Annotated in this window: 19 protein-coding genes and 1 pseudogene; 5 read left to right on the top strand and 15 right to left on the bottom strand. The window is 56.7% G+C overall.

What is annotated here, in order from left to right:
• Positions 1-22: 22 nt before the first annotated feature.
• Positions 23-430, bottom strand: coding sequence for a hypothetical protein (locus tag EYW45_RS06145; protein WP_161134453.1), 408 nt, complete (start codon positions 428-430; stop codon positions 23-25).
• A gap of 255 nt (positions 431-685) precedes the next feature.
• Here EYW45_RS06145 and EYW45_RS24480 point away from each other — a divergent pair, with 255 nt between their 5' ends.
• On the top strand, positions 686-1,033 hold the full coding sequence (locus tag EYW45_RS24480; RefSeq protein WP_235938875.1) for a hypothetical protein: 348 nt from the start codon (positions 686-688) through the stop codon (positions 1,031-1,033).
• A gap of 312 nt (positions 1,034-1,345) precedes the next feature.
• Here EYW45_RS24480 and EYW45_RS06135 read toward each other — a convergent pair whose 3' ends face one another.
• The 3 genes from EYW45_RS06135 to EYW45_RS06125 form a co-directional block, all read right to left on the bottom strand.
• Entirely contained in the window at positions 1,346-1,771 is a 426-nt protein-coding gene (locus tag EYW45_RS06135; protein WP_161134451.1) for a hypothetical protein, read from the bottom strand.
• A gap of 1,032 nt (positions 1,772-2,803) precedes the next feature.
• Positions 2,804-3,280, bottom strand: a complete 477-nt coding sequence (locus EYW45_RS06130) for an antitoxin Xre/MbcA/ParS toxin-binding domain-containing protein (protein WP_161134450.1) — start codon at positions 3,278-3,280, stop codon at positions 2,804-2,806.
• A 1,096-nt stretch (positions 3,281-4,376) separates the two neighbouring features.
• Complete coding sequence (locus tag EYW45_RS06125; RefSeq protein WP_235938873.1) at positions 4,377-4,760, bottom strand: hypothetical protein; 384 nt, start codon at positions 4,758-4,760, stop codon at positions 4,377-4,379.
• Positions 4,761-4,921: 161 nt separating this feature from the next.
• Here EYW45_RS06125 and EYW45_RS06120 point away from each other — a divergent pair, with 161 nt between their 5' ends.
• Together EYW45_RS06120 and EYW45_RS06115 are read left to right on the top strand one after the other, a co-directional pair.
• Complete coding sequence (locus tag EYW45_RS06120) at positions 4,922-5,599, top strand: heavy metal response regulator transcription factor (protein WP_161134449.1); 678 nt, start codon at positions 4,922-4,924, stop codon at positions 5,597-5,599.
• Positions 5,596-6,990 (top strand): heavy metal sensor histidine kinase, encoded by a 1,395-nt coding sequence (locus tag EYW45_RS06115; protein WP_161134448.1) that lies wholly within the window; start codon positions 5,596-5,598, stop codon positions 6,988-6,990. Before EYW45_RS06120 ends, EYW45_RS06115 begins: the two co-directional genes overlap by 4 nt.
• Positions 6,991-7,012: 22 nt before the next feature.
• Here EYW45_RS06115 and EYW45_RS06110 read toward each other — a convergent pair whose 3' ends face one another.
• From EYW45_RS06110 to EYW45_RS06095, 4 genes are all read right to left on the bottom strand, one after another.
• A complete protein-coding gene (locus EYW45_RS06110) occupies positions 7,013-7,915 on the bottom strand; it encodes a cation diffusion facilitator family transporter (RefSeq protein ID WP_161134447.1) in 903 nt (300 codons plus the stop codon).
• Positions 7,916-7,978: 63 nt separating this feature from the next.
• Positions 7,979-11,152 carry a CusA/CzcA family heavy metal efflux RND transporter gene (locus tag EYW45_RS06105; RefSeq protein ID WP_161134446.1) on the bottom strand — a complete coding sequence of 1,058 codons (3,174 nt, stop codon included), beginning with the start codon at positions 11,150-11,152 and terminating at the stop codon, positions 7,979-7,981.
• Between the two features lie 17 nt (positions 11,153-11,169).
• A complete protein-coding gene (locus EYW45_RS06100) occupies positions 11,170-12,690 on the bottom strand; it encodes an efflux RND transporter periplasmic adaptor subunit (protein WP_161134445.1) in 1,521 nt (506 codons plus the stop codon).
• Positions 12,691-12,702: 12 nt separating this feature from the next.
• Positions 12,703-14,172 (bottom strand): TolC family protein, encoded by a 1,470-nt coding sequence (locus EYW45_RS06095; RefSeq protein WP_328703596.1) that lies wholly within the window; start codon positions 14,170-14,172, stop codon positions 12,703-12,705.
• Between the two features lie 126 nt (positions 14,173-14,298).
• Here EYW45_RS06095 and EYW45_RS06090 point away from each other — a divergent pair, with 126 nt between their 5' ends.
• Positions 14,299-14,637: a DUF4148 domain-containing protein gene (locus EYW45_RS06090; protein WP_161134444.1), complete on the top strand. Its 339-nt coding sequence runs from the start codon at positions 14,299-14,301 to the stop codon at positions 14,635-14,637.
• Positions 14,638-14,961: 324 nt separating this feature from the next.
• On the opposite strand, the gene EYW45_RS06085 is transcribed toward EYW45_RS06090, so the two are convergent.
• The 7 genes from EYW45_RS06085 to EYW45_RS06055 form a co-directional block, all read right to left on the bottom strand.
• Positions 14,962-16,140, bottom strand: a complete 1,179-nt coding sequence (locus EYW45_RS06085; protein WP_161134443.1) for an MFS transporter — start codon at positions 16,138-16,140, stop codon at positions 14,962-14,964.
• A gap of 35 nt (positions 16,141-16,175) precedes the next feature.
• Positions 16,176-16,928 (bottom strand): arsenical resistance protein ArsH, encoded by a 753-nt coding sequence (gene arsH / locus EYW45_RS06080; RefSeq protein ID WP_161134442.1) that lies wholly within the window; start codon positions 16,926-16,928, stop codon positions 16,176-16,178.
• Positions 16,879-17,310: an arsenate reductase (glutaredoxin) gene (gene arsC, locus EYW45_RS06075; protein ID WP_161134441.1), complete on the bottom strand. Its 432-nt coding sequence runs from the start codon at positions 17,308-17,310 to the stop codon at positions 16,879-16,881. The genes arsH and arsC overlap by 50 nt, the downstream gene beginning before the upstream one ends.
• A gap of 31 nt (positions 17,311-17,341) precedes the next feature.
• Positions 17,342-18,634 (bottom strand): arsenic transporter, encoded by a 1,293-nt coding sequence (locus EYW45_RS06070; RefSeq protein ID WP_161134440.1) that lies wholly within the window; start codon positions 18,632-18,634, stop codon positions 17,342-17,344.
• Between the two features lie 30 nt (positions 18,635-18,664).
• A complete protein-coding gene (locus tag EYW45_RS06065; RefSeq protein WP_161134439.1) occupies positions 18,665-19,150 on the bottom strand; it encodes an arsenate reductase ArsC in 486 nt (161 codons plus the stop codon).
• Position 19,151: 1 nt separating this feature from the next.
• Positions 19,152-19,646: an arsenate reductase ArsC gene (locus EYW45_RS06060; RefSeq protein ID WP_161134438.1), complete on the bottom strand. Its 495-nt coding sequence runs from the start codon at positions 19,644-19,646 to the stop codon at positions 19,152-19,154.
• 63 nt (positions 19,647-19,709) lie between these two features.
• Complete coding sequence (locus EYW45_RS06055) at positions 19,710-20,033, bottom strand: ArsR/SmtB family transcription factor (RefSeq protein WP_161134437.1); 324 nt, start codon at positions 20,031-20,033, stop codon at positions 19,710-19,712.
• A 647-nt stretch (positions 20,034-20,680) separates the two neighbouring features.
• Here EYW45_RS06055 and EYW45_RS06050 point away from each other — a divergent pair.
• Positions 20,681-21,182, top strand: a pseudogene (locus tag EYW45_RS06050) (sigma-70 family RNA polymerase sigma factor).
• Positions 21,183-21,314: the final 132 nt, after the last annotated feature.

Below are 21,314 nucleotides of genomic sequence, written 5' to 3'. Positions count from 1 at the left end.
TATGAATTGGAGTGCGCTTGGCCTAGTCAACGTCATTCGCTGCGATTCTGTCTGCACAAGAGTCGCAGACCGTGCGTATCCAATTCGTACGTCGAATCTTTCCAGGCTGGCCACACACCTCGCATGTTCGTTGACTAGCTGTCTCCGCTTCATCCACCGCTGCCGAAATCTTCGCTTGCGACTCTTTGTCGAAGCCTTTTGCCTCGTAGTAGAAACGCAGTGCTCCAAACTTCTCTTTGATCTGCAAAGGCCGAAATTTGCTTTTCGGTGCAACAGCGAGCACTGGTTCAATTTTATCGAACATCGATGCTAAAAGAGCGTCCCACCCAACTCCGCACTCCAGGCCCCAAGGCAAATCTGCCTTAGCAAAGATCAGTGGGTACCGCTTGGCGAAGAGGTCAACTCGCTCACACTTTTCTGGCATTTCCATGATTGAACTTCTCCTAGTACATGACTTGACGCGAGACTAAGTAGATACGAGGTTTGATGCGTGCCTCGTTCTTCAGAACTGTTACTAGCTCCGCAATGTTTCGACAACGTCGACACTAATGCGGCAGACGGACTATTGATAAGCGCCACTCGATATCGCACCGAACACACTGCAGACGCACCTGACGCCGGTCGACGTGTCCAATAACTCGCAAGGCATTGCACCGGCTAAGGCGGGTTGGGGCAAGACCAGCCAATGGCCAAGCCACACCAGTGCATCGAAGCCGCGTGCGGCCGGTGCCGTGCTGTCTTCGATCATGCGTTGTGCATCACATGCGAGCCGGATGATGGCGATCGCTGCCATACCTGGCACACCGCGCACCGCTCCATTCGCTCGCATGTAGGTTCTTGCCCGGGCTTTGCTCAGGCCAATAAGTTCGAAGATTTTGTATTTTGGCAAGTGCATCTGCGAGCTAAGCTCAGCCAAGAACAAGGCATCTACACCCGATCGTTCAAGCGCTATGAGTTCCATCGTTGTAGCGCTTCCGAACGCTTTCAGCGCGACATCTATATCGCGGTGCGCACCGGAACGCACAAGAATTGAAGCGAGCGAAAAGCCAGTGTCTTGCCGCGCGTTGTTAGGTCTGCTCGCGTGCATAATCTCAATCTCAATTGGTTGGATAGCTCGTACTGCGATTGACTCGGCGAGGCTTCCTAGTCATCAAGTCGCCACTTGCAAACTAGGAGTCATTCCCACGTGTCGTACGAATCCGAGGCTATCAATCAGAAGTGATGGTCTACGTGCGGATCAAACCACTTCCGAGGTCGTCGCTGCTTGCAAAAAGCGTAGGCAATAGCCCGCACCAAGCAATTGCGGCCACGACTTGCAAGATGTCTCTCCAGTCCGAACTCTAAGTCAATGTTGATTACGAGCATCAGCTATCTGGACTGATGCCCGCTGCGATCGCGCACGACGCGCAGAGTGTCCGGCTCCAATTCTTGCGCCGCAATTTCCCGTGTTGTCCGCATACTTCGCAAACTCGCTGACTTGCCATCTGAAAGAATTCGACCACGCTGGAGATTCCCGAAGCCGACCGTCATCGATGCCTTTCGGGTCATAGTAGAAAAGCAAGCTGCCAAACTTTTCTTTGATTTGTGAAATCCCGACGGTGCCTTCGCCGGAGCCAACAAGCACTAAGTCAAGTTGCTCGCATAGCGACGCGATAAGCGGATCCCAACCAGGTCCACATTGCAACCCAAATGGCAACGTCGCCTCCGCGAATACTCTCGGGTACTTTTCAACCAATCGATCAAGACGTTCGGACTCATCAAGCTTGTTCATGTTTGATATCTCCAAGTGCACTGCATACACCCAAGGAAGTCATGGGCTATGAGGGGTGGTAGGAGCGTTGCGGAGTTGCTCCAAACGTGCCAAACCCCGCTCGTGGCGGGGTTTGGGTGACATTTCAAATGCTTTTGGCTAAAGGCCGACGATCAACGCATCGCGCGACAGCCGTATACGAAGTGGCATGGGCCAAATGCGCGGCGTGATGTGTTCGCACAATTCTTATGTGAACTGAGCCTACCCTCAAATAGCGAGAGAATCTAGACTTCCCGGCTGTCTTTTAGAAGTGTTACCTCCTCCGCAACGTACCGACCACCCCGATGACCACATTGGAAAACCTCACTGATGTTTCATCACTTTTCCAGAAACCGATGAAATCCTGTCAGAGTGTAGAGCGCTAGACTCTTCGCTTTCGATTCGGAATGGAGACGCCGGAACCTGTCTCAGTGCGTCAGCAGCCTCTGAAGACTCGGTACAACGCTCTAACGTTCCGACCGGAACTCCAATTTCGTTGAGCACCCATCGACGCCCGCCGCCCGAGAAATAGGATCAATCGTTGGAGAGAACGAAAGTCAAGAGATAGAGGCAAAGCTTCGGTCATTGCCCATAGCAAGAGTCTTCGGTTCAACACTACTGCTCTGCGTCGACGGCAACCGCCCTATTCACCGTGAAGCAATCGATCATGCCCCGATCCGTTTGACAAGGCAGCGGTTTGACGATGAGCCTGACAACAGTTTTCTATCGCGCTATTAAACGCTGCAGCATGCTTATCAAGCTTGAAAGTAAAGAACTTTAGAAGCTTTTTGAGCCACATGATCTCTCCGGTCTTGCACTGCGCAATCGTGTCGTGACGGCACCTATGACAAGAACCCACAAGCCTGAAGGCCAGTTGGCAATGCGCGGCATCGCAAGATTTGGCGAATTTGGTAGGCGACTGTAGCGCCATGCCAATCTTGATGATCGTTGTCGTTAGCCGCCCTTTTCCTGATGACGACCTTAACCGATATGCAGCGATTCTTTGCGCTCGTGTTAAGCGACTTCACCCCAATCTAACGATTGAAGAACACGGCGAACTTGCCTTGCGCCAATCTCGGTTTCGCAGAGCAGAACCGGTTTGTTGTCGTCTAGAGCCTTGTTGCGCTTGGACAGCCATATGGCAGCAGCATCTCGATCCTCGAAGACGCCTTCGGCCTGATGCGATAGCAAAGCGAGGCGATCAAGGCGCTCGGAAGCAACCATATCGAGCGCTTGATTTTCACGCACCCGTCGTTGCAATGTGAGGATCGATGCGTTCAACAAGAGAGCTAGTTCACCATCATCTAGATCGAACGTGTAGCGTATTGCTCGGGTAAGGTAGGCAGGAAGGCCCCTTCTAATTTGCTGGAGCCGGTCAGCTTCATTGAGTTCAAGCCTGCATTCGGCGAAGTTCCAAAATGCCTTTGTTCCTGCAACTCGAACCTCCGTCGTCCTTGAGTCTCGCCGGCGCTTATATGTTGAAGTGACCATGGGCTCCCCATAGGGTTAAGAGAGACTGCCTTCAAATAGACTGAACCTCCTCGCCCAAAGATCGGGTAGAAAAACCGCCGAGGTGTCGTGATCGCCGATCTCTCTCGGCGCGGACCGTTTCGTTGCGCGAGCTAGCCGACTTACGAATCTCGGGTCCAAAACCGATCGAATGTGACATTTTTGAGCGTCATCATCCATCTCGTCCCAACAACCTTCTGCACATCAGTCGTTACCGTTATCGCGGACCAACGCTCGCGCGGCGTTCATTAGTCTTGCTCGCTCCACGTCGCGGATAGCCTGCGCAACATGCTCCGGTGGCCCGCTCGAGGCGAGCTGGAGATACATCGAAATTGATTCCTCGTCGCCCAAATAGTTGGCAACATCGAAGTCGCTTAGATGGACTAATTGGTTCGGTTTTTTAGGTTCCATAAAGCCAATGGCAGCATATTGGGGGTTCTAATACAAGTACAAAAACGCCGTGTTTGAGCAGAATCTTACATACCCAGAAGTATGTAAGATTGTAGGCATCGATCGAGTACCGTGTCCGCGACATCTTCCTTTGGTCGACTTTGAGCGTTCCTTCCCTGGTGACCAGCGTGAAACGGCTCACACGCACTTCGAGCTTTCATCTTGCGACGGGTCTACATCGAGACGTCGCCACTCACTTAACGGATGTAGACCGCCCCGAGCGTTCAAGCTGACTAATGGAATTGTGGTCTTTTATCCACAGCGTTATGACGCTAGATGCGAGGGCTTTGATTTCCGCTAGTTCCTACAACCTCTAGAGACATGCATGGAAGTCGAATGGTCATGTCAGCCGCAACCTCTACTGCAGTCGGTTCCGTGCTGCCTAAATTTGCCGATCTCCATTGCCTTTGGTGCGGCCAACAGGCTATCCCGCTCAATGTGTGTCTCGATAACTACAAATCATAAAAATTCGTGAGCCGTCTCTTTTATTACAAAAAAGTAATGCTACGGTTGGAATTATGAAAGTTTTAATAAAAATAAGATCTTCGCAGATAAATTCAATTGGTTTGAACTAAAATCGGGGTAAGGTACGTATCGTGTTGGCAACTATCGAGTTAGCGATCAGGTCTCATCGTCCCGTTTGAGGGTACCCCATTCCACGGAACGGCTTCCAATTTGTCTGTTTAGCTTCTATCAGTTCCTCCACAACTTGCCGGCGCGTCTTTTGTTGCGTTAGAGCCTGCGTTGGAGGGTAGTCCAATTCGCCGAAGCTGTTGGCTCCAATCTCATTTGCCAATGTGAGATCTTCCTTTACCTCCGAACGTGTCTTGGTGCCTGTAAGGCGTTGCGCTGTGGCGGGAGGATAATCGAGTGTTGACGTTTGTACGAAGCCGCTCGCTTTAGCCTCTATGTTTTCAGCATTGACTTGTTCGCGTGAAGCGGCAGTTGCGCTTAACGTTGGCACGACGGCAAGGAGCAGAAACGAGAAAATTGGATTGAAAGTTTTTTTCATATAGAACCCTTAGTTTGTGTTGATGATTCCAGCTCCTCATGGATTGAAAATCCAATCCCATTGATGATGCTGCACATGTTGAGTCACTATATATAATTAGGCTCGTCATTTTTCGGACATTTAAATTACTTTTTTTGAAATGTTGGACTCGAGAAAAATTAATGCGTATTCTAGTTATAGAGGACGAGAAAAAGCTTGCTGACTACCTTCACAAGGGGCTAAGCGAGAACAATTACGTCGTCGATGTGGCACGCAACGGTGTGGATGGTCTGCATATCGCCCGTGAAGGCGATTACGACGTGGTACTGCTCGATGTGATGCTTCCAGGCTTGGACGGTTACGCAGTTTTGGCTGCGTTGCGCCAGAGCAAGCTTACCCACGTCATCATGCTGACGGCGAAGGACACTGTTGAAGATCGCGTTCGCGGCCTCGAAAGCGGTGCAGATGATTATCTCGTCAAGCCCTTTGCTTTTTCCGAGTTGTTGGCACGAATCCAGGCCGTGATGCGGCGCGGTCGTGGCGCAGCTGAGCCCACGGTGTTGCAGCTGGCGGATCTTGAGATGGACCTTGCAAAACGCAAGGTCACCCGGGCTGGTGCCCGGATTGACCTGACCGCAAAGGAATTCACACTGTTGGCGTTGATGCTGAGGCGGCAAGGCGAAGTGCTGTCCCGCACTGTGTTGGCGGAAAAAGTGTGGGAAATGAACTTCGACGGTGACACGAACGTTATCGAAGTGGCCGTTCGCCGCCTGCGCGCGAAGCTGGATGACGATTACGCGATCAAGTTGCTCCACACGGTGCGCGGCATGGGATACGTACTGGAGCTGCGAACAGCGTGAAATTCTTCAAGCTTTCGTCGATTCAAGCGCGTCTGATTGTCGTCTTCGGTGCCATTGCACTTGTGGGGTCGTGTACCGCCGGCTGGATGTTGTTTCGGGTGTTGAACTATGAGGTGCGCCACCAGGAGATTGCCGAAGTATCGGGCAAGATCGAGCTGATTCAGCACTTGGCGCGTTTGCAAGACGCATCGCAGGACCTGCCTGCCTTCTATCGCTCGATTGACAATCTTCTGGGTGGGCACGAGCATCTGAAAGCATGGATCATTGATCCATCAGGGGCGTCGGTCTATGGCGGAGCCCTCCCCCAGATTCAGCCGAGCACGTCGGAGGGGGAGTATCGCGTGATGACGCCTGCCGACGACGCGATGCGAGGCATGACCTCTGCCTTTGCTGCGGGCGCCCTCACCGATTACCGGCTCATCGTGGCCACGGATACCGTTACTGGCGATCGTTTGCTGTATGCGTTCGGTACGGCCTTGATGGTCATCTGCGCTATATGGGTGGTCGGCGTCTCGATCTTTGCCGCTTGGGCTGTCCGACGATCCATGTCGGCGATTGGCCGTCTGTCCGAACAGGCCGCACGAATACGGCCCGACGATCTGTCCGTGCGGTTGCCCGTGGAGAGTATCGATCGGGAACTGCGCGAGTTGTCGCTTGCATTTAATAAGACGCTGGATCGCGTGCAAGGTGCCTACCGTCAGATGGAAGGCTTTAACGCCGACGTCGCGCATGAGCTGCGCACCCCGCTGGCCACGCTGATCAGCGGTTCGGAAATTGCACTAAGCCGGTCGCGATCGGCGGAAGAACTCCGCGAAGTCGTTTCCTCCAATCTTGAAGAGCTCGAAGCGATGCAGCTGATGGTTAACGACATGCTTTTTCTGGCACGTGCAGACCGAGGCGAGCCGGCGTTGGATCGCGCGGTCATCTCAGTTCGAGATGAGGTGGCGATCGTGCTCGATTACTACGAGGCAATGCTCGATAGCGCAAACATTTCTGTGCAAGTGGTAGGGGCCGCGCGCGCAACGGCAAGCCCCCGTCTGATGCGGCGCGCGATTTCCAATCTGGTGTCGAACGCCATCAAGGCCACGCCAAGCGGGCAAAATATCTCCATTTGGATACGCTGCGAATCGAATACCGTACAGGTCGAAGTGCGCAATCCTGGCGATGGCATTGCGCAAGACATGCTGGGCAAGATTTTCGATCGCTTTTACCGTGGCGATTCCGCACGCGCAGATCGTCCAGAGGGTCACGGCCTGGGCCTGGCGATCGTTCGCGCCATCGCCAGGATGCATGGCGGCGACACCTTTGCGCGAAGTGGCGCTAGCTGGAGCGAGGTGGGGTTCTCCATCCAGCGCGAACCGGACAACGCCGGCCTATCGAGCGGTGCTTGACGATGCCCGCGCTGCCCTGCCCTCAATAATGAAGCGTTGACGTGGCTTGAGTGCACGGTTCCAACTCAAACTGAATCGTCACGTGGGCAATGTCGAAAGCGTCGTGCAAGCGCTCGCGAATCGCAGGTAGTGTGACGCGGTAGTGATCGATACCGTCATCAACCACCGCATGTACCGTGAGGGACGCCTTGCCACTCGTAAGTGCCCACACATGCAGGTCGTGGATCGATCGCACGCCGTCCACGCTCAAGATCGCGGCAGACACTTTTTCGATCTCGACGCCGTCCGGTACGCCTTCGAGCAGGATGTTGACGCTGGCCTTGAGCAACAGCCAGGTGCGCGGCACGATCCAGACGCTGATGGCGACGGCAACCAGCGAATCGACCCAACTCCAGCCCGTGTATCGAATGACCAATGCGCCCACGATGACGCCGGCAGAGCCAATTGCATCGCTCAGCACCTCCAGATAAGCGCCTTTGACGTTGAGACTCTCACCCTGCCCGCTTTGCAGTAGCTTCATGCTGATCAGATTGACGATCAATCCGACCGACGCCACGATCAGCATCCCCGTGGTTTGAATGGACGGCGGATCCGAGAAGCGTCGGTAGGCCTCGTACAGCACGTAAAGCGCCACGGCGAACAGCAAGCCGGCATTGAAGGCGGCCGCCAGAATTTCAAATCGGTGGTAGCCAAAGGTGCGCCGCGCATCGGCCGGCCGCTTCGCCAGGCGAATGGCGATCAGGGCGATCGCCAGTGCAGCCGTGTCGGTAAACATGTGCGCGGCATCCGCCAGCAAGGCCAGGCTGCCGGTGATAAGTCCGCCGATCACTTCGACAACCAGGAAGGTGCCGGTGAGCAGCAACGCTATCGAGAGCTGCCTTTGCGGCAACCCTGCGCCGTGTGCATGTTGATGATCGCCGCTCATGTGCTTGCCTTCTTGAAAGCGGCCGCGTAGCGCACTGCGCTCCCAACGCGGACCCTTGTTGAACTATGGGTGACCGGTAGCGGCAGGCGAAGGCGTCTGCAAGGGCTCTTCGTCCGGATCGCGCCGATGGGCAAGACGATACAGCAGCGGAAGCACAAGCAGTGTGAGCAATGTGGAAGAGAGAATGCCCCCGATCACGACCGTTGCAAGGGGTCGCTGCACTTCCGCACCCGTGCCCGTGGCGATCGCCATCGGCACAAAACCCAGCGAGGCGACAAGCGCTGTCATGAGGACAGGCCGCAGCCTCGTCAGTGCGCCAATGCGGATCGCATCCTGCAGGCGCTTACCCTCTTCCCGCAGCGTGCCGATATATGACAGCATCACCAGGCCATTAAGCACTGCCACGCCGCACAATGCGATAAAGCCAACCGCAGCTGAAATGGACAGCGGAATCCCGCGCGCCCACAGCGCCAGCACCCCTCCCGTCAGCGCAAATGGAATGCCAGTGAAGACGATCAGGCCGTCGCGCACATTGCCGAACATCGCAAAAAGCAGCGCGAATACCAGTAACAGTGCGACAGGCACCACGATCTGCAATCGTTTGGACGCTGATTGAAGTTGTTCAAAGGTGCCGCCCCAACTGATCCAGTAACCTGAGGGAATCTTGACCTCGCTGATGGCTTGTGCCGCTGCCGGCACGAACGAGCCCAGATCGCGGCCGCGCACGTTGGCGCTGACGACGATTCGTCGCTTGCCATCCTCACGCGATATTTGGTTGGGGCCTGGTGCGAGCGTGAGCGTGGCGATCTCGCTGAGCGGGATATAGGCCGTTCGTTCCTCTCCCCCGTTCTTTGGCAGGGCAATCGGCAACTGACGAATCGCGTCCAGGTTCTCTCGTACGGTATCGGGCAATCGCACACTGATATCGAAGCGCCGGTCGCCCTGGAAAAACGTCCCCGCTTCACGGCCGCCAATGGCAATCGCCAGCGTCTCCTGTACTTCGAGCATGTTCAGGCCATAGCGTGCTGCCCTCGCCCGGTCGATATCGACGGTCAGCACAGGCAGGCCGCTTGTCTGTTCGATCTTGACCTCGGTGGCGCCTTCGACCCTGGTCAATACTTCGGCGATCTCCTGGGCCGTCGCGTTCAGCACATCGTTATCGTCGCCGAAGATTTTCACGGCGACGTCGCTTCTGACGCCCGAGATCAGCTCATTGAAACGCAACTGAATTGGCTGGGAGAATTCGTAGTTGTTGCCGGGTACTTTGTTAGCCTCGTCCTGAATGGCGACGAGCAATTCGTCACGGGTTTTACGCGGTGCCGGCCATTGATCGATGGGCTTGAGCATGATGTAGCCATCGGAGATATTGGGTGGCATCGGGTCGGACGCGATTTCTGCCGTGCCGGTACGCGCAAAGATGCGTTCTATTTCCGGAAACTTCTCCTTGAGCCGCGCTTCGATCTGCTGCTGCATCGCCACCGATTGAGAGAGACTGGTTCCGGGGATCCGCAATGCCTGGATCGCCAGATCTCCTTCATTGAGATTTGGAATGAATTCGCTGCCCATACGGCTGGCCACCGCGCCCGTGGCAATCACCGACACGATCGCCAACGCAAAGACGACTTTACTGTGGTTGAAAGCCCAGTCAAGCAGCGGCGCGTAGCCGCGCTTGGCCAGCGACATCAACCGGTTTTCCTTTTCGGCCACCTTTTTGCCGATGAAGAGCGCAACGGCTGCCGGTACAAAAGTGATCGACAAGATCATTGCGCCGATCAACGCGATCACGACGGTGAAGGCCATGGGATGAAACATGCGTCCTTCGACACCCGTCAACGCGAAGATGGGGAGATAGACGACCATGATGATCAATTGGCCGAATAGCAACGGCCGCCGGGATTCTCTTGCAGCAGAAAACACTTCGTGAAAGCGCTCGGCAAGCGTGAGCGGTCGTTTGTGATGTTCCTGAGCGTGCGCAAGCCGGCGAACGCAGTTTTCCACGATGACGACAGCACCATCGATGATGATGCCAAAGTCCAGCGCCCCAAGACTCATGAGATTGGCGCTGACTTTATAGGTCACCATGCCTGTGAATGTAAACAGCATCGAAAGCGGAATCACCATCGCTGTGATGATGGCAGCCCGAATGTTGCCGAGGAACAGGAACAGAATCACGATTACCAGAATCGCGCCCTCAAGCAGATTCTTTTTCACCGTATCGATCGCCTTGTCGACCAACACGGTGCGGTCGTACACCGTAACGGCGTGCACACCCTCGGGCAGCGAGCGATTGATTTCCGCCATTTTAGTGGCAACGGCTTGCGACACGGAACGGCTGTTTTCGCCGATCAGCATAAATACCGTGCCAAGCACGACCTCTCGGCCATTCTCGGTTGCGGCACCGGTACGCAGTTCACGTCCGAGTGCCACCTCAGCGATATCGCGCACACGGATGGGTTGCCCCCCTGCCGTGCCGACGATAATCTCTTCGATGTCCGCGATCGAGCGCACCTGGCCGGGTGCCCGTAACAGGTATTGTTCGCCGTTGCGTTCGATGTAGCCCGCGCCGACATTGGTGTTGTTTTTCTCGAGCGCGGTAACCACATCAGCCAAGGATAAGCCAAAGGCAGCCAGCTGTTCGGTGTTTGGCGATACCTGGTATTCCCGTGCAAAGCCTCCGATCGAATTGATCTCCGTGACCCCAGCCACATTGCGCAATTGCGGCTTGATGACCCAATCTTGAATCTCGCGCAGGTCCGTGGAGGTATAAGGCGAGCCGTCGGGTTTGCGTGCGTCTGGTTCGGATTCCACCGTCCAGAGGTAGATTTCGCCGAGTCCGGTGGAGATCGGTCCCATCGCCGGATTGATTCCTTCAGGCAGATTCTCCGTCGCTTCCTGCAGTCGTTGATTGACCAACTGGCGCGCAAAGTAAATATCGGTGCCGTCCTTGAAGATCACTGTGACCTGTGACAGACCATATCGCGATATGGAGCGCGTCTGCTGCAGCCCGGGCAAACCCGCCATCACAGTTTCGATGGGGTAAGTAATGCGTTGTTCCACTTCGAGCGGCGAGTAGCCAGGTGCGCCCACGTTCACCTGAACTTGAACATTGGTGATATCGGGAACCGCGTCGATGGGGAGTCGGTTGTAGTTGTATATTCCGAGCGCCGCCATCCCGAGCACCGCCAGCATGATCAGCCAGCGTTGTTCGATGGCGAAGCGAATGATACGTTCGAACATGTTGAGGTGGCTCCGTATCAGTGGGCGTGCTCGGCGCTGGCTTTACCCAGTTCCGACTTGAGGATGAAGCTGTTCGCAGCCACATACTTCACCCCAGGCGTCAGCCCCCTGATGATCTCCACCCGGTTATTGGTGCTTTTTCCGAGGATGACGGGCTGAGCGATGAAGCCATCCGGCACGGCGATGAACACTGCCGGGCTGTTTTCAACGGTCTGTATGGCATCTGAAGACACCGTAATGCCCGAATTTGTTTCGCTGACGACAACCGCCACCGTTACGAAGATGCCAGGTCGCCACGCCATGTTCGGATTCTCCAGGCTTATCCGTGCCGTCGCCGTACGGGTTTGTTGGCCGACCAATGCGCCAACGTAAGCGATCGTGCCTACCGCCTTGCCGGAGAACGCAGCGCTGGAAACCTCCACTTTTTTCCCGACTTGTACGCTCTCCAGGTCCTTGGCCGCAATCTGGAATTCGACCCACACGGTACGCAGGTCGGACAGCGTGAACACGGTCGTGGCTTCTGTGATCGATTCGCCCAATGTGATGTGCTTCTGAATGACCATCCCATCAAAGGGGGCACGCAGCTCCAGGCGTCCGAGTTGTTGGGTGGGTGACGAGTCTGCACCGATGGCGGCCAACTTCTGCTTTGCGTTTTGCAGCGTGATATGGGCTTCCTCCATCGCGGCGCGGGCTTGCAAGAAATCTTGCTCGGCCGAGACTTTCTCCTGCCACAGCGTGCGTTCGCGCTTGTAGACCGTGCTCGCCAATGCCGCGCGACGCTGCGCAGCCATGTATTCACTGCGCAAATCGGCGAGCGCCGTGCTGGCGATCACGGCCAGGACTTCACCTGTCTTGACCTGCTGTCCCAAGGCCGCGGGCACGCTTTCGACGATACCGTTCAACCGCGGCACCACATGCGCCGTGCGATCTTCGTTGAACTTGATTTCGCCGGGAAACGGTAGCGTAGTCTGAAGCGTCGAGGGGCCGGCCGTGTCGAGTTTCAAGCCGGCAGTTTTGATTTGTTCGTCGTTTAGTTCGATCAGCCCTTCACGTCGCACCACGGTCACCTTGGCCTGTTTATTCTCGCGTGCTGCGATCACATCGATCTCAAGCGAGAAATAATGAGGCTCGGCGATCACTTGGTCGCTTTGCAGCGTGCCATCGACGTTCGAGAACGTGATGCGCACGCGCTCGCCGTTTGGACGCAAGAGCGTGCCTGTTGCCTTCAGGTTGCCAGAAGCCAACGGCTTTTCATCGAGCATGGCCCAGAGCTTAAGACGGGGCTTGCCGCCAGCCTCGGAAAGGAGCGATTCGATCTCCATGCCACCGGCCTGCGTCACCTCGCCGCCATTCGGGCCCTTGCCATGGTCATCATCCTCATCGTGATCGGCGCCGCCGGCGTGGCCGCCATGCGACGCTTCCCCTGTGCGCTCAGCCGCGATCGCCAGACTGGGGGCCAGTGACATCGGTGCAAGCAGTGCCCCTAAGAGTGCCGCGCGTGACAAATAAGCCGCAAGCGGACGTTCAATACGTTTCATCGGTAATCTCACTTAACGGCCCAGGATGCGATCGATCCGCGCCACGGCTTGATAGGTGGTTGAAAGAACGGTGAGATAGCGCGCCCGCGCCTGAGACAGGCTGCGTTGCGCATCGAGAACCTCGGTGAAGCTAAACTTGCCTGCTTCGAATCCGCGTTGCGCGGTATCGAACGACTGGCGGGCGGTGGGCAATATCAGCGTATTCAGTTTCTGCGCGGCGTCGCGAGAGAGATCGAATTGGCTTGCAGCGGCCTGTAGCTCGGTTTCGAGCTGCAGACGCATGCCGCGGTAATCATCCTGGCTTTTGTAGGCCAGCATTGACGCCTCATAGAGATTTCCCTGGTTCCGATCGAAGAGTGGCAAGGGAATGGACACGCCGACTGTCGGTTGATTGCGGCCCAACTCCTGATCGCGCATGACGCCCACACTCACAGTCAGGTCGGGATATCGCTTGCTGCGCTCCAGCTGAATCTGCGATTGGCTTTTTTCGACCGCGAGCCTCGCCGATTCAAGCTGTGGCGAACGTTCGAGTGCGCTGATCAAGTCGTCGAGCGCCGGGCGCGAAGGCAAGGCATTGAGATCGCCGCGTGCCGCACTGAAGGCGGGTCTGGGGTTGCCCCAGAGCGCCGACAACGTTCGTCTTGCGAGCGTCAACCCAACTTCGGATTCATTAAGCTCAAGCTCCGCATTGGCCTGTTCCACCTGCGCCCGGCTTTCTTCCAACGGTGCGACTTTGCCCGCTTGCACCCGTCGATTGGCGACACGTGTCGCGCTTTGCGACAGGTCGAGGGCGCTCTTGGCCAATGCCACCTGTTCCTGCGCAATCAACACATCGAAAAATGCCGCGATGGTTTGTGACTTGATGTCGGCTCGGGTCACTTCGAGGTCACTCAATGCCATTCTGCCGCCAAGTTCGGCAGTTGCCATGCGTGCACGTCGTTTACCACCAAGCTCGATCGGCATGCTCAACGATCCTGTGGTCGTGCGGGTCGCTTTGCGATTGGTGTCTTCCACCTCAAATCCCACCGTGGGGTTCGGTAATACGCCCGCTTGGGTAACAGCGCCCGCTGATGATGCAGCCAGATTGCGAGCAGCGGACAGACTGTGGTTGGTCGACAGCACCAATTCCAACGCTGCTTCAAGTGTCAGTTCTCCGGGGGGTTCACGGTAAGCCGAAGCGGCGTCGAATCGCTGAGATGAAATAGGTTGGGCTGCTGCTGGGAAAGCCAAGGCGGCGGCAAGCGCCAGAAAGACAATTGAGCGTCGCATGAAAAGACCTGATGGATAGACGCACGAAGTGCAATCGGTTGACTGACGACGTATCCCAATGGATTTCATCAGCCGACGCACTTTAGCGGTCGGTGCCTTTCGCAATACCCACTGCCAGATTACGTTTCTGTAATGTTGCGGCGCTGTGCTTTCCGGATTGGCTTGATTGCACGCATGACAGCAGCAGGCGTCTCGTCGATCGATAACGAACATGTAATGAAGGCGTGGGCAAATTGACGGCGGCCGCTCATTAGAGTGTCGACATCGCCACAACGGCGATACACGCGAACGCACTATTTCAATGACGTTCTCGTGCTCGATAATCAAGGAGATCTACAAATGAAGATTCGCCATCTCGCCCGCACTTTCATCGCGGGCATCATCTTCACGATTCCCGCGTTGGCCACCGCAGGTCAATGGGACCTCAACGACACGGAAGTGGGATACACCTATGATGCTTCGCACGCTGCAACAACCAAGACGCGAGCGCAGGTGCAGGATGAACTGAGCCGCGCGCAACAGGATCGGCGCAGTTGGAACTATGCCTACCTGAACGTCGCAAAGCCTGTCTGGTTCCAGCCCAAGAGCGCCGTCACGCGCAATCAGGTTTCTGCAGATGCCGCAGAAATGACGACCGCTGAGCGCAAAAGATTGGATGCAATTTACACGCCGGGCTAAGTCGAAGCAGTACGCCGAAGATCTCTTTTCACTTGGGTCAAAGGCTTCAGGCGTCAAATTTTGGGATGCCGGCGTGGTACTACCGTCACGTAGTAATCGCTGGCACCTTCGACATTTGGTTATCGAACTCGCTGCCACCCGGGCAGACTTGGCAAAGCTTGCATCCCTCAACCAAATGCTGCTGAACGAACCGGCTTTGGTCAGAGATATGGCCACGGAAGAAGTTGTCTCAATTCTTCAGCCAAATGCGTCGAACATTTAGTCGACCGCAAAACCTCGAGTCATTTTTTTTGATGGTTGGCGCTGGCATTGTTGCGATTCTGCTTAAAGGGTTGCGTCGAATGTATCGCCGCTCTTCGAACGATTGATTAGTGCGGTCATGATGGCCAGCGCCAGGCAAGCGGCAAGTGACAAAAAGACAGAAACCCACAATGACGCAACACCCCAACCCTCAACGGCGAGCCCGAAGACAAACGGCGCAGCGGCTTGCACCACGCGTGCCGGCACCATAAGAAAGCCCTGACGCTCTCCATAGCCCTTGGCACCGAAGATCATCAGCGGCAACGTACCAATGGCGATCGTAAGGATCCCGTTACCGACCCCGTGCAGCACAGCGAAAGCCGCTGCGGCCGAAGTGCCGAAGAGGCCAAGGCAAAGCGCGCCGAGCGGATGCGCCAACGTGGCCAACCGCGCCGAAAGAAGCGGGTGTGCCCTTCTCAGGAAGATAAAATCGATCAGTCGCCCGGCCACTTGCGCAGGTCCGACAAGAGCAGCGATTCCAACCGCGATGGTCAATGTTGCGCCAGTGGCCAAAAAAAGTTCTGGCAAGTGCGCAGCCATCGCCGTGCTGTTGAACCAGGTCAGGGCAAAAACGATAGCCATCAGGAGGGCCGTGCGGTGCCGTTGAGCAGGCGAGAGTCCGGCACCCGCGGTATCTTTAGTTGTGGTGCCCTTCGACGCCACAACCACCCGTGTCACGCGTGGCAGCAGCGCGTTGAGCGGCAGCCCGATGATGATGTGCATTGCAGCCCACGCCAGGCACGCGCCACGCCATCCGACCGTACTTTCGAGATAGGTAGACAGCGGCCACCCTACCGTGCTCGCAAAGCCTGCGAGCAAGGTGATCCCCGTGATGGCACGTCTTGCGTCTGCCCCGTGCAGGCGCACGACGGTGGCAAATGCAGATTCGTAAAGACCGCTGCCCATGGCCAGCCCCATCACAGCCCATGCCCCGAAGACGTGGATTGTCGTATTGGCCTGGCTGAGCAAGGCAAGTCCTGCGGCAAATACAAGGTTGCTCGCAATAAGAACGGGGCGACCGCCCAGTCTGTCAATAAGCCGTCCAGCATAGGGACCTACGGCAGCAGCAACCAAGAGGGCCACGGAAAATGCGCCAAAGATCGTGGAGGCTGACGTTCCGATATCTCTGCCGATAGCACCCGCCAGCACGGCCGGAAGGTAGTACGACGAAGCCCACGCCAGCGTCTGGGCAAGGCCCAGCATCACGGTGGTCGTGGTTCTGCTTTGCAACGGCTCGATCAGATGCTCCGCAAATTAACGCGCTTCGACAGCGCCTCAGCGCTCTCGCGTCGCTCGCTATAGCGGTCAACCAGATAGTCGGCGCAGCCTCGTGTGAGCAGCGTGAACTTCACCAGTTCCTCCATCACATCAACCACGCGTTCGTAATAAGGTGAGGGCTTCATGCGGCCATTATCTTCAAACTCCAGGAAAGCCTTGGCTACCGAAGACTGATTCGGGATGGTGATCATGCGCATCCAGCGCCCGAGTATGCGTAACTGATTTACCGCGTTGAACGACTGAGAACCGCCAGAGACCTGCATCACCGCCAGCGTCTTGCCTTGCGTAGGTCTCACAGAACCTATGGCCAGGGGAATCCAGTCGATCTGCGCTTTCATGATGCCGGTCATGGTGCCGTGACGCTCGGGTGAGCACCACACCATTCCTTCCGACCATTGCGCCAGATCGCGCAGTTCCTGCACTTTGGGATGATCCTCAGGTGCCGCATCGGGAAGCGGCAAGCCACTCGGATTGAACATGCGCGTCTCTGCACCCATCGCTTGTAGCAGCCGCGAGGCTTCCTCGGTCACCAGCCGGCTGTACGAACGTTCGCGTAACGACCCATGCAGCAGCAGGATCCGCGGCGCGTGAGTCGCTTGGGTTTGGGGAAGCAGTCGATTCAGATCAGGCTGCTGGAATGTCGTTGTATCAACGTTCGGGATATCAGGATTTATCGACACGCTGTCCCTTTGCGTCAATGACCGTTTCGCCATCCTCTTTGGAGAATGCCCTCTGCTGCGGCTGCGGCAAGATATCCAGCACGGCTTCAGACGGGCGGCACAGGCGCGTGGCGAGCGGCGTCACAACGACGGGTCGGTTGATAAGGATCGGATGTTGCAGCATGAAGTCGATCAACTGGGCATCGGTCCACTTCGAGTCGGCCAAACCCAGTTCGTCGTAGGGCGTGCCCTTCTGGCGCAGCAAATCACGCACCGGCATGCCTAAAGCGGTGATCAGCGTGTTGAGCGTGGTGCGGTCTGGCGGATTTTTGAGGTACTCGATGACCTTTGGCTCTTCACCGGAATTACGAATGAGTGCAAGCACGTTTCGGGACGTGCCGCAGGCCGGGTTGTGATAGATGGTGATGTCGGTCATGGGATCGAATTTGGGATTGGAGTGATACCGTTTAGGCAAGGCTAAGGCTAAGGCGAAGCGCCAATGCGGCCAAAGTAACGAACAGAACGGGCAAAGTGAGCACGATGCCAACCTTGAAGTAGTAGCCCCAGGCGATCGTCGTTCCCTTCTTGGCGAGCACGTGTAGCCAGAGCAACGTGGCAAGGCTGCCGATCGGCGTGATCTTCGGGCCGAGGTCGCAGCCGATGACGTTGGCATAAATCATCGCGTCCTTGACGATGCCGCTGGCGTTTGAGGCATCGATCGACAGTGCACCGATCAGCACGGTCGGCATGTTGTTCATCACCGAAGAAAGGATCGCAGTGAGAAAGCCGGTCCCCAAGGCCGCACCCCAAATACCACTCTGCGCGAAGACGTTGAGCAGCGATGCGATGTGGTCGGTCAGGCCCGCATTGCGCAGCCCGTAAACGACCAAATACATCCCCAGCGAGAAGACGACGATCTGCCACGGCGCCCCGCGAAGAACCTTCTTCGTGCTGATTATTGACCCCCTCGCCGCGACACCGAGCAGGATGACGGCACCGAGGGCAGCAACGGCGCTCACGGGCACGCCCAGCGGTTCGAGTCCGAAGAAGCCGATCAGCAGGAGCACCAGCACCACCCAACCCGCGCGGAACGTTGCGCGATCGCGGATCGCTTCGTCGGGCGCCTTGAGTTGGTTCATGTCGTAGGTCGCAGGGATGCTACGACGGAAGTGCAGCGTCAACACCAGCAGACTGGTCAGTACCGCAGCGATATTCACTGGCACCATCACCGAGGCGTAACTGTTGAAGCTGATCTCGAAGAAGTCGGCCGAAACGATGTTGACCAGATTGGAGACGATCAGTGGCAGGCTGGCGGTATCCGCGATGAAGCCGGCGGCCATCACGAAAGCCAACGTCGCAGCCGGTGTAAAACCGAGAGCGATCAGCATGGCCATGACGATGGGTGTAAGGATGAGCGCGGCACCATCGTTGGCGAACAGCGCTGACACGGCAGCACCTAGCAGCACGATGAACGCGAACAGCAGCCGACCGCGACCGCCGCCCCATCGTGCAACGTGCAGCGCGGCCCACTCAAAAAACCCGGCTTCATCGAGCAGCAGGCTGATGATGATGACGGCGACGAACGTGGCGGTCGCGTTCCAGACAAATCCCCAGACCACGGCAATGTCGGCCAGATGGACGACACCCAGGGTTAGCGCGATCACAGCCCCTAGAGACGCGCTCCAGCCGATGCCCAGGCCGCGCGGCTGCCAGATTACCAAGACAAGCGTAAAGATGAAGATGACGATGGCGGTCAGCATGGGAGCGCTAAGTTGATAGAGGCCTTGGCCTCAAAGGGCTTCGAGCACCACGCGTAGCTGCATGTCGCTCAGGGCGTCGAACTGCACCTTCGCCAGCGCCTGCATACGCTCGCCAATCGCTTGGCGCGTCGACTCGAAGGCGGCACGCTTTTCGGAATCGGTCGTGCCGACGTCGGAAGGGTCAGGGTAGCCCCAATGGATCTTTACAGGCGATCCCGGCCAGTAAGGGCAGGTCTCGTGGGCCGCGTCGTCGCACACCGTGATCACCACCCGCATGGCGGGTGCGGTGTTGCCGGAAAATTCATCCCAGCTTTTGCTGCGATAACCGGATGTGTCGACGCCTGCGCGTTGCAGGACGTCAATCGCCATTGGGTTGATATGGCCTTTCGGGGCACTGCCGGCACTGTATGCCTGCAGGTCTGCACCGAGCTTACTTGCCCAGTGGTTCAACATGCCCTCAGCCAAAACGCTTCGGGCCGAGTTGTGCGTGCAGAGAATCAGAACATTTGTCGTCATTTCAGCGCGTGCCGATATCGCGCACTTCGCGCTGGATGGCCAGAGCCTCGAGCTTAGCGAGTGGTAGAGATAGAAGGAACTCGATACGACGTTTGAGCGTGAGTGCCGTGTCTCGGAATGCGCGCTTCTTGGCGTCGTCCGATCCCTCCACGACTGCAGGGTCTGCCACGCCCCAGTGGGCTGTGATGGGTTGGCCGGGCCATACCGGGCATACCTCTTTGGCCGCGTTGTCGCAGACCGTGATCACGAGGTCCATTGGCGGCGAACCTTCGGCCGAAAATTCTGCCCAGCTCTTGCTGCGGTATCCGGTGTCGTTGAAGTGCAGGTAGCGCAAAGTGTCGAGGGCCAGCGGGTGCACTTCGCCCTTTGGTTGGCTGCCGGCAGAGTATGCGTTGAATCGGCCGGCACCCAGCTGATTCAGCATGCCTTCGGCCAAGATGGAGCGGGCGGAATTGCCGGTGCAGATAAAGAGCACATTGAGTGTGCGATCAGCCATGACGGTTCTCGAGAGCAAACGTGGTGGAGGAACATGGGATGCCAGCGTCGGCCAGCATCGACTTCAACAGTCGCAGGCAACGTTTCCTTCCAGAGCGCAAGCTTCGCCTTGGCAACAGTTGTCGGTGAGATATGCCAGCAGTCCGTTCATTTTGTCGAACGCCGCTCTGTAGATGAGATTGCGGCCTTGGCGCTCCTGAGAGGCTAGGCCCGCGTGGGTCAGTTCCTTCAGGTGGAATGAAAGACTGGTCGCGGGAAGTGCAAGCGCATCGCTCATGGCTCCTGGCGTCAATCCGTCAGGCCCGGCGATCACGAGCGCGCGGAACACGCGAAGACGGCTCTGCTGTGCGAGCGCGGCCAAAGCTTTAACGACATCATCTTCTTCCATAATTCAATTATTATTGAATATTAGAATCAATGCAAGAGGCAATGATGAGACAGGCAACAACGTTGCGCTCTTGGAAGCCCTGTCGGATCTCTCTCGTAGCGATAGCAAATAGCCTTAGATCCTCGGATCGGCCATGCAGATGCTTAAAAGTGTTAGTCCTTGAAAACTTCAAGAAAGCGCGAGCTCATTTTTTCTAATTGTTAGGGCATCCAGAACAACGATGGCTGTGTGGTGGCGTGCCGCGCCGAAATCAAAGCGATGGGCGTCAAGATGGGTGAGCCCTGCGAATCCATCGTCGCATTCTCCTCATTCTATGCTGCATGTCAGCAATCATTCCCTGCTTCACAATCTTACATACTGGGGAAGTATGTAAGATTGTGGAGTAGTTTGGTAGTCAGGGTCCGCATAGTAGTTCTAGAACGCTCTCGAGAGGCGTTTTCTGGTTAAGGGGCAGCTATGGGATCCGCGAGCGGCCGCTTGGGGTCGGAATCAATCATTCATTCATGCCGGCTTTCGGCCCATGTCAGCCACTCGGGAGCGGCATGCCAAAAACCGCGTGTCTGATGGAAAATTGATTTAATTCTCATCACTAAATTGCCAATCCGGAGCGCCTGGTGTCCACTCCTCCTCCTACTACCGAATCAGCGATGCATACGTTTTGCAGTGATAACTACGGGTGGCTATTGGGGTGGTTGCGGCGTCGTGTGGGTGATCCGTTCGACGCGGCTGATCTAATGCAGGACACCTTCGTGAGGGTGTTGAAGACGCATATTGGGCGATTCTGCGCGGCCAGCACCGACCCTGCCGCTGCGATCGGAAAACCGCGCGCTTACCTGGCGACCATCGCCCAAAGCCTGATGATCGATTTTCCGTCGTCACACGCTGGAGCGAACCTATCTCGAGGTCTTGGCCGCACTGCCACCGCAGGAGGTGCCTTCGCTAGAAACGAGGGCCGTGTTGCGTAGTGCCGTGATCGAGATCGACGCCATGCTCGACGGACTCGGATTGAAGGTCAAGCAGGCCTTCCTGATGGCGCAGTGCGAAGACCTTCCCTATGCTGAGATTGCCAACCGTCTAGGGGTATCGCGTCGCTGCGTGGACAATTATCTGTCGCGCGCCATGGTGCATTGTTGCCTGCTCTTGCCGTGAGCGGCACGCCGACGTCTAAGGAGACAACTCCCAGCGTGCGGGACCTGCGCGCTACCAAGCAGGCCGCCACCTTGTACACGCGCCTTAACTCGGAAGCCGTCACCGCCAACGATCGCCACGCCTAAAGCCACT

The sequence above is a fragment of the Schauerella aestuarii genome (genome assembly GCF_009866805.1).
GTDB lineage: Bacteria > Pseudomonadota > Gammaproteobacteria > Burkholderiales > Burkholderiaceae_B > Schauerella > Schauerella aestuarii.
The sequence above is the reverse complement of the archived record's forward strand: the minus strand, read 5'-3'. Positions and strand labels throughout refer to the sequence as shown.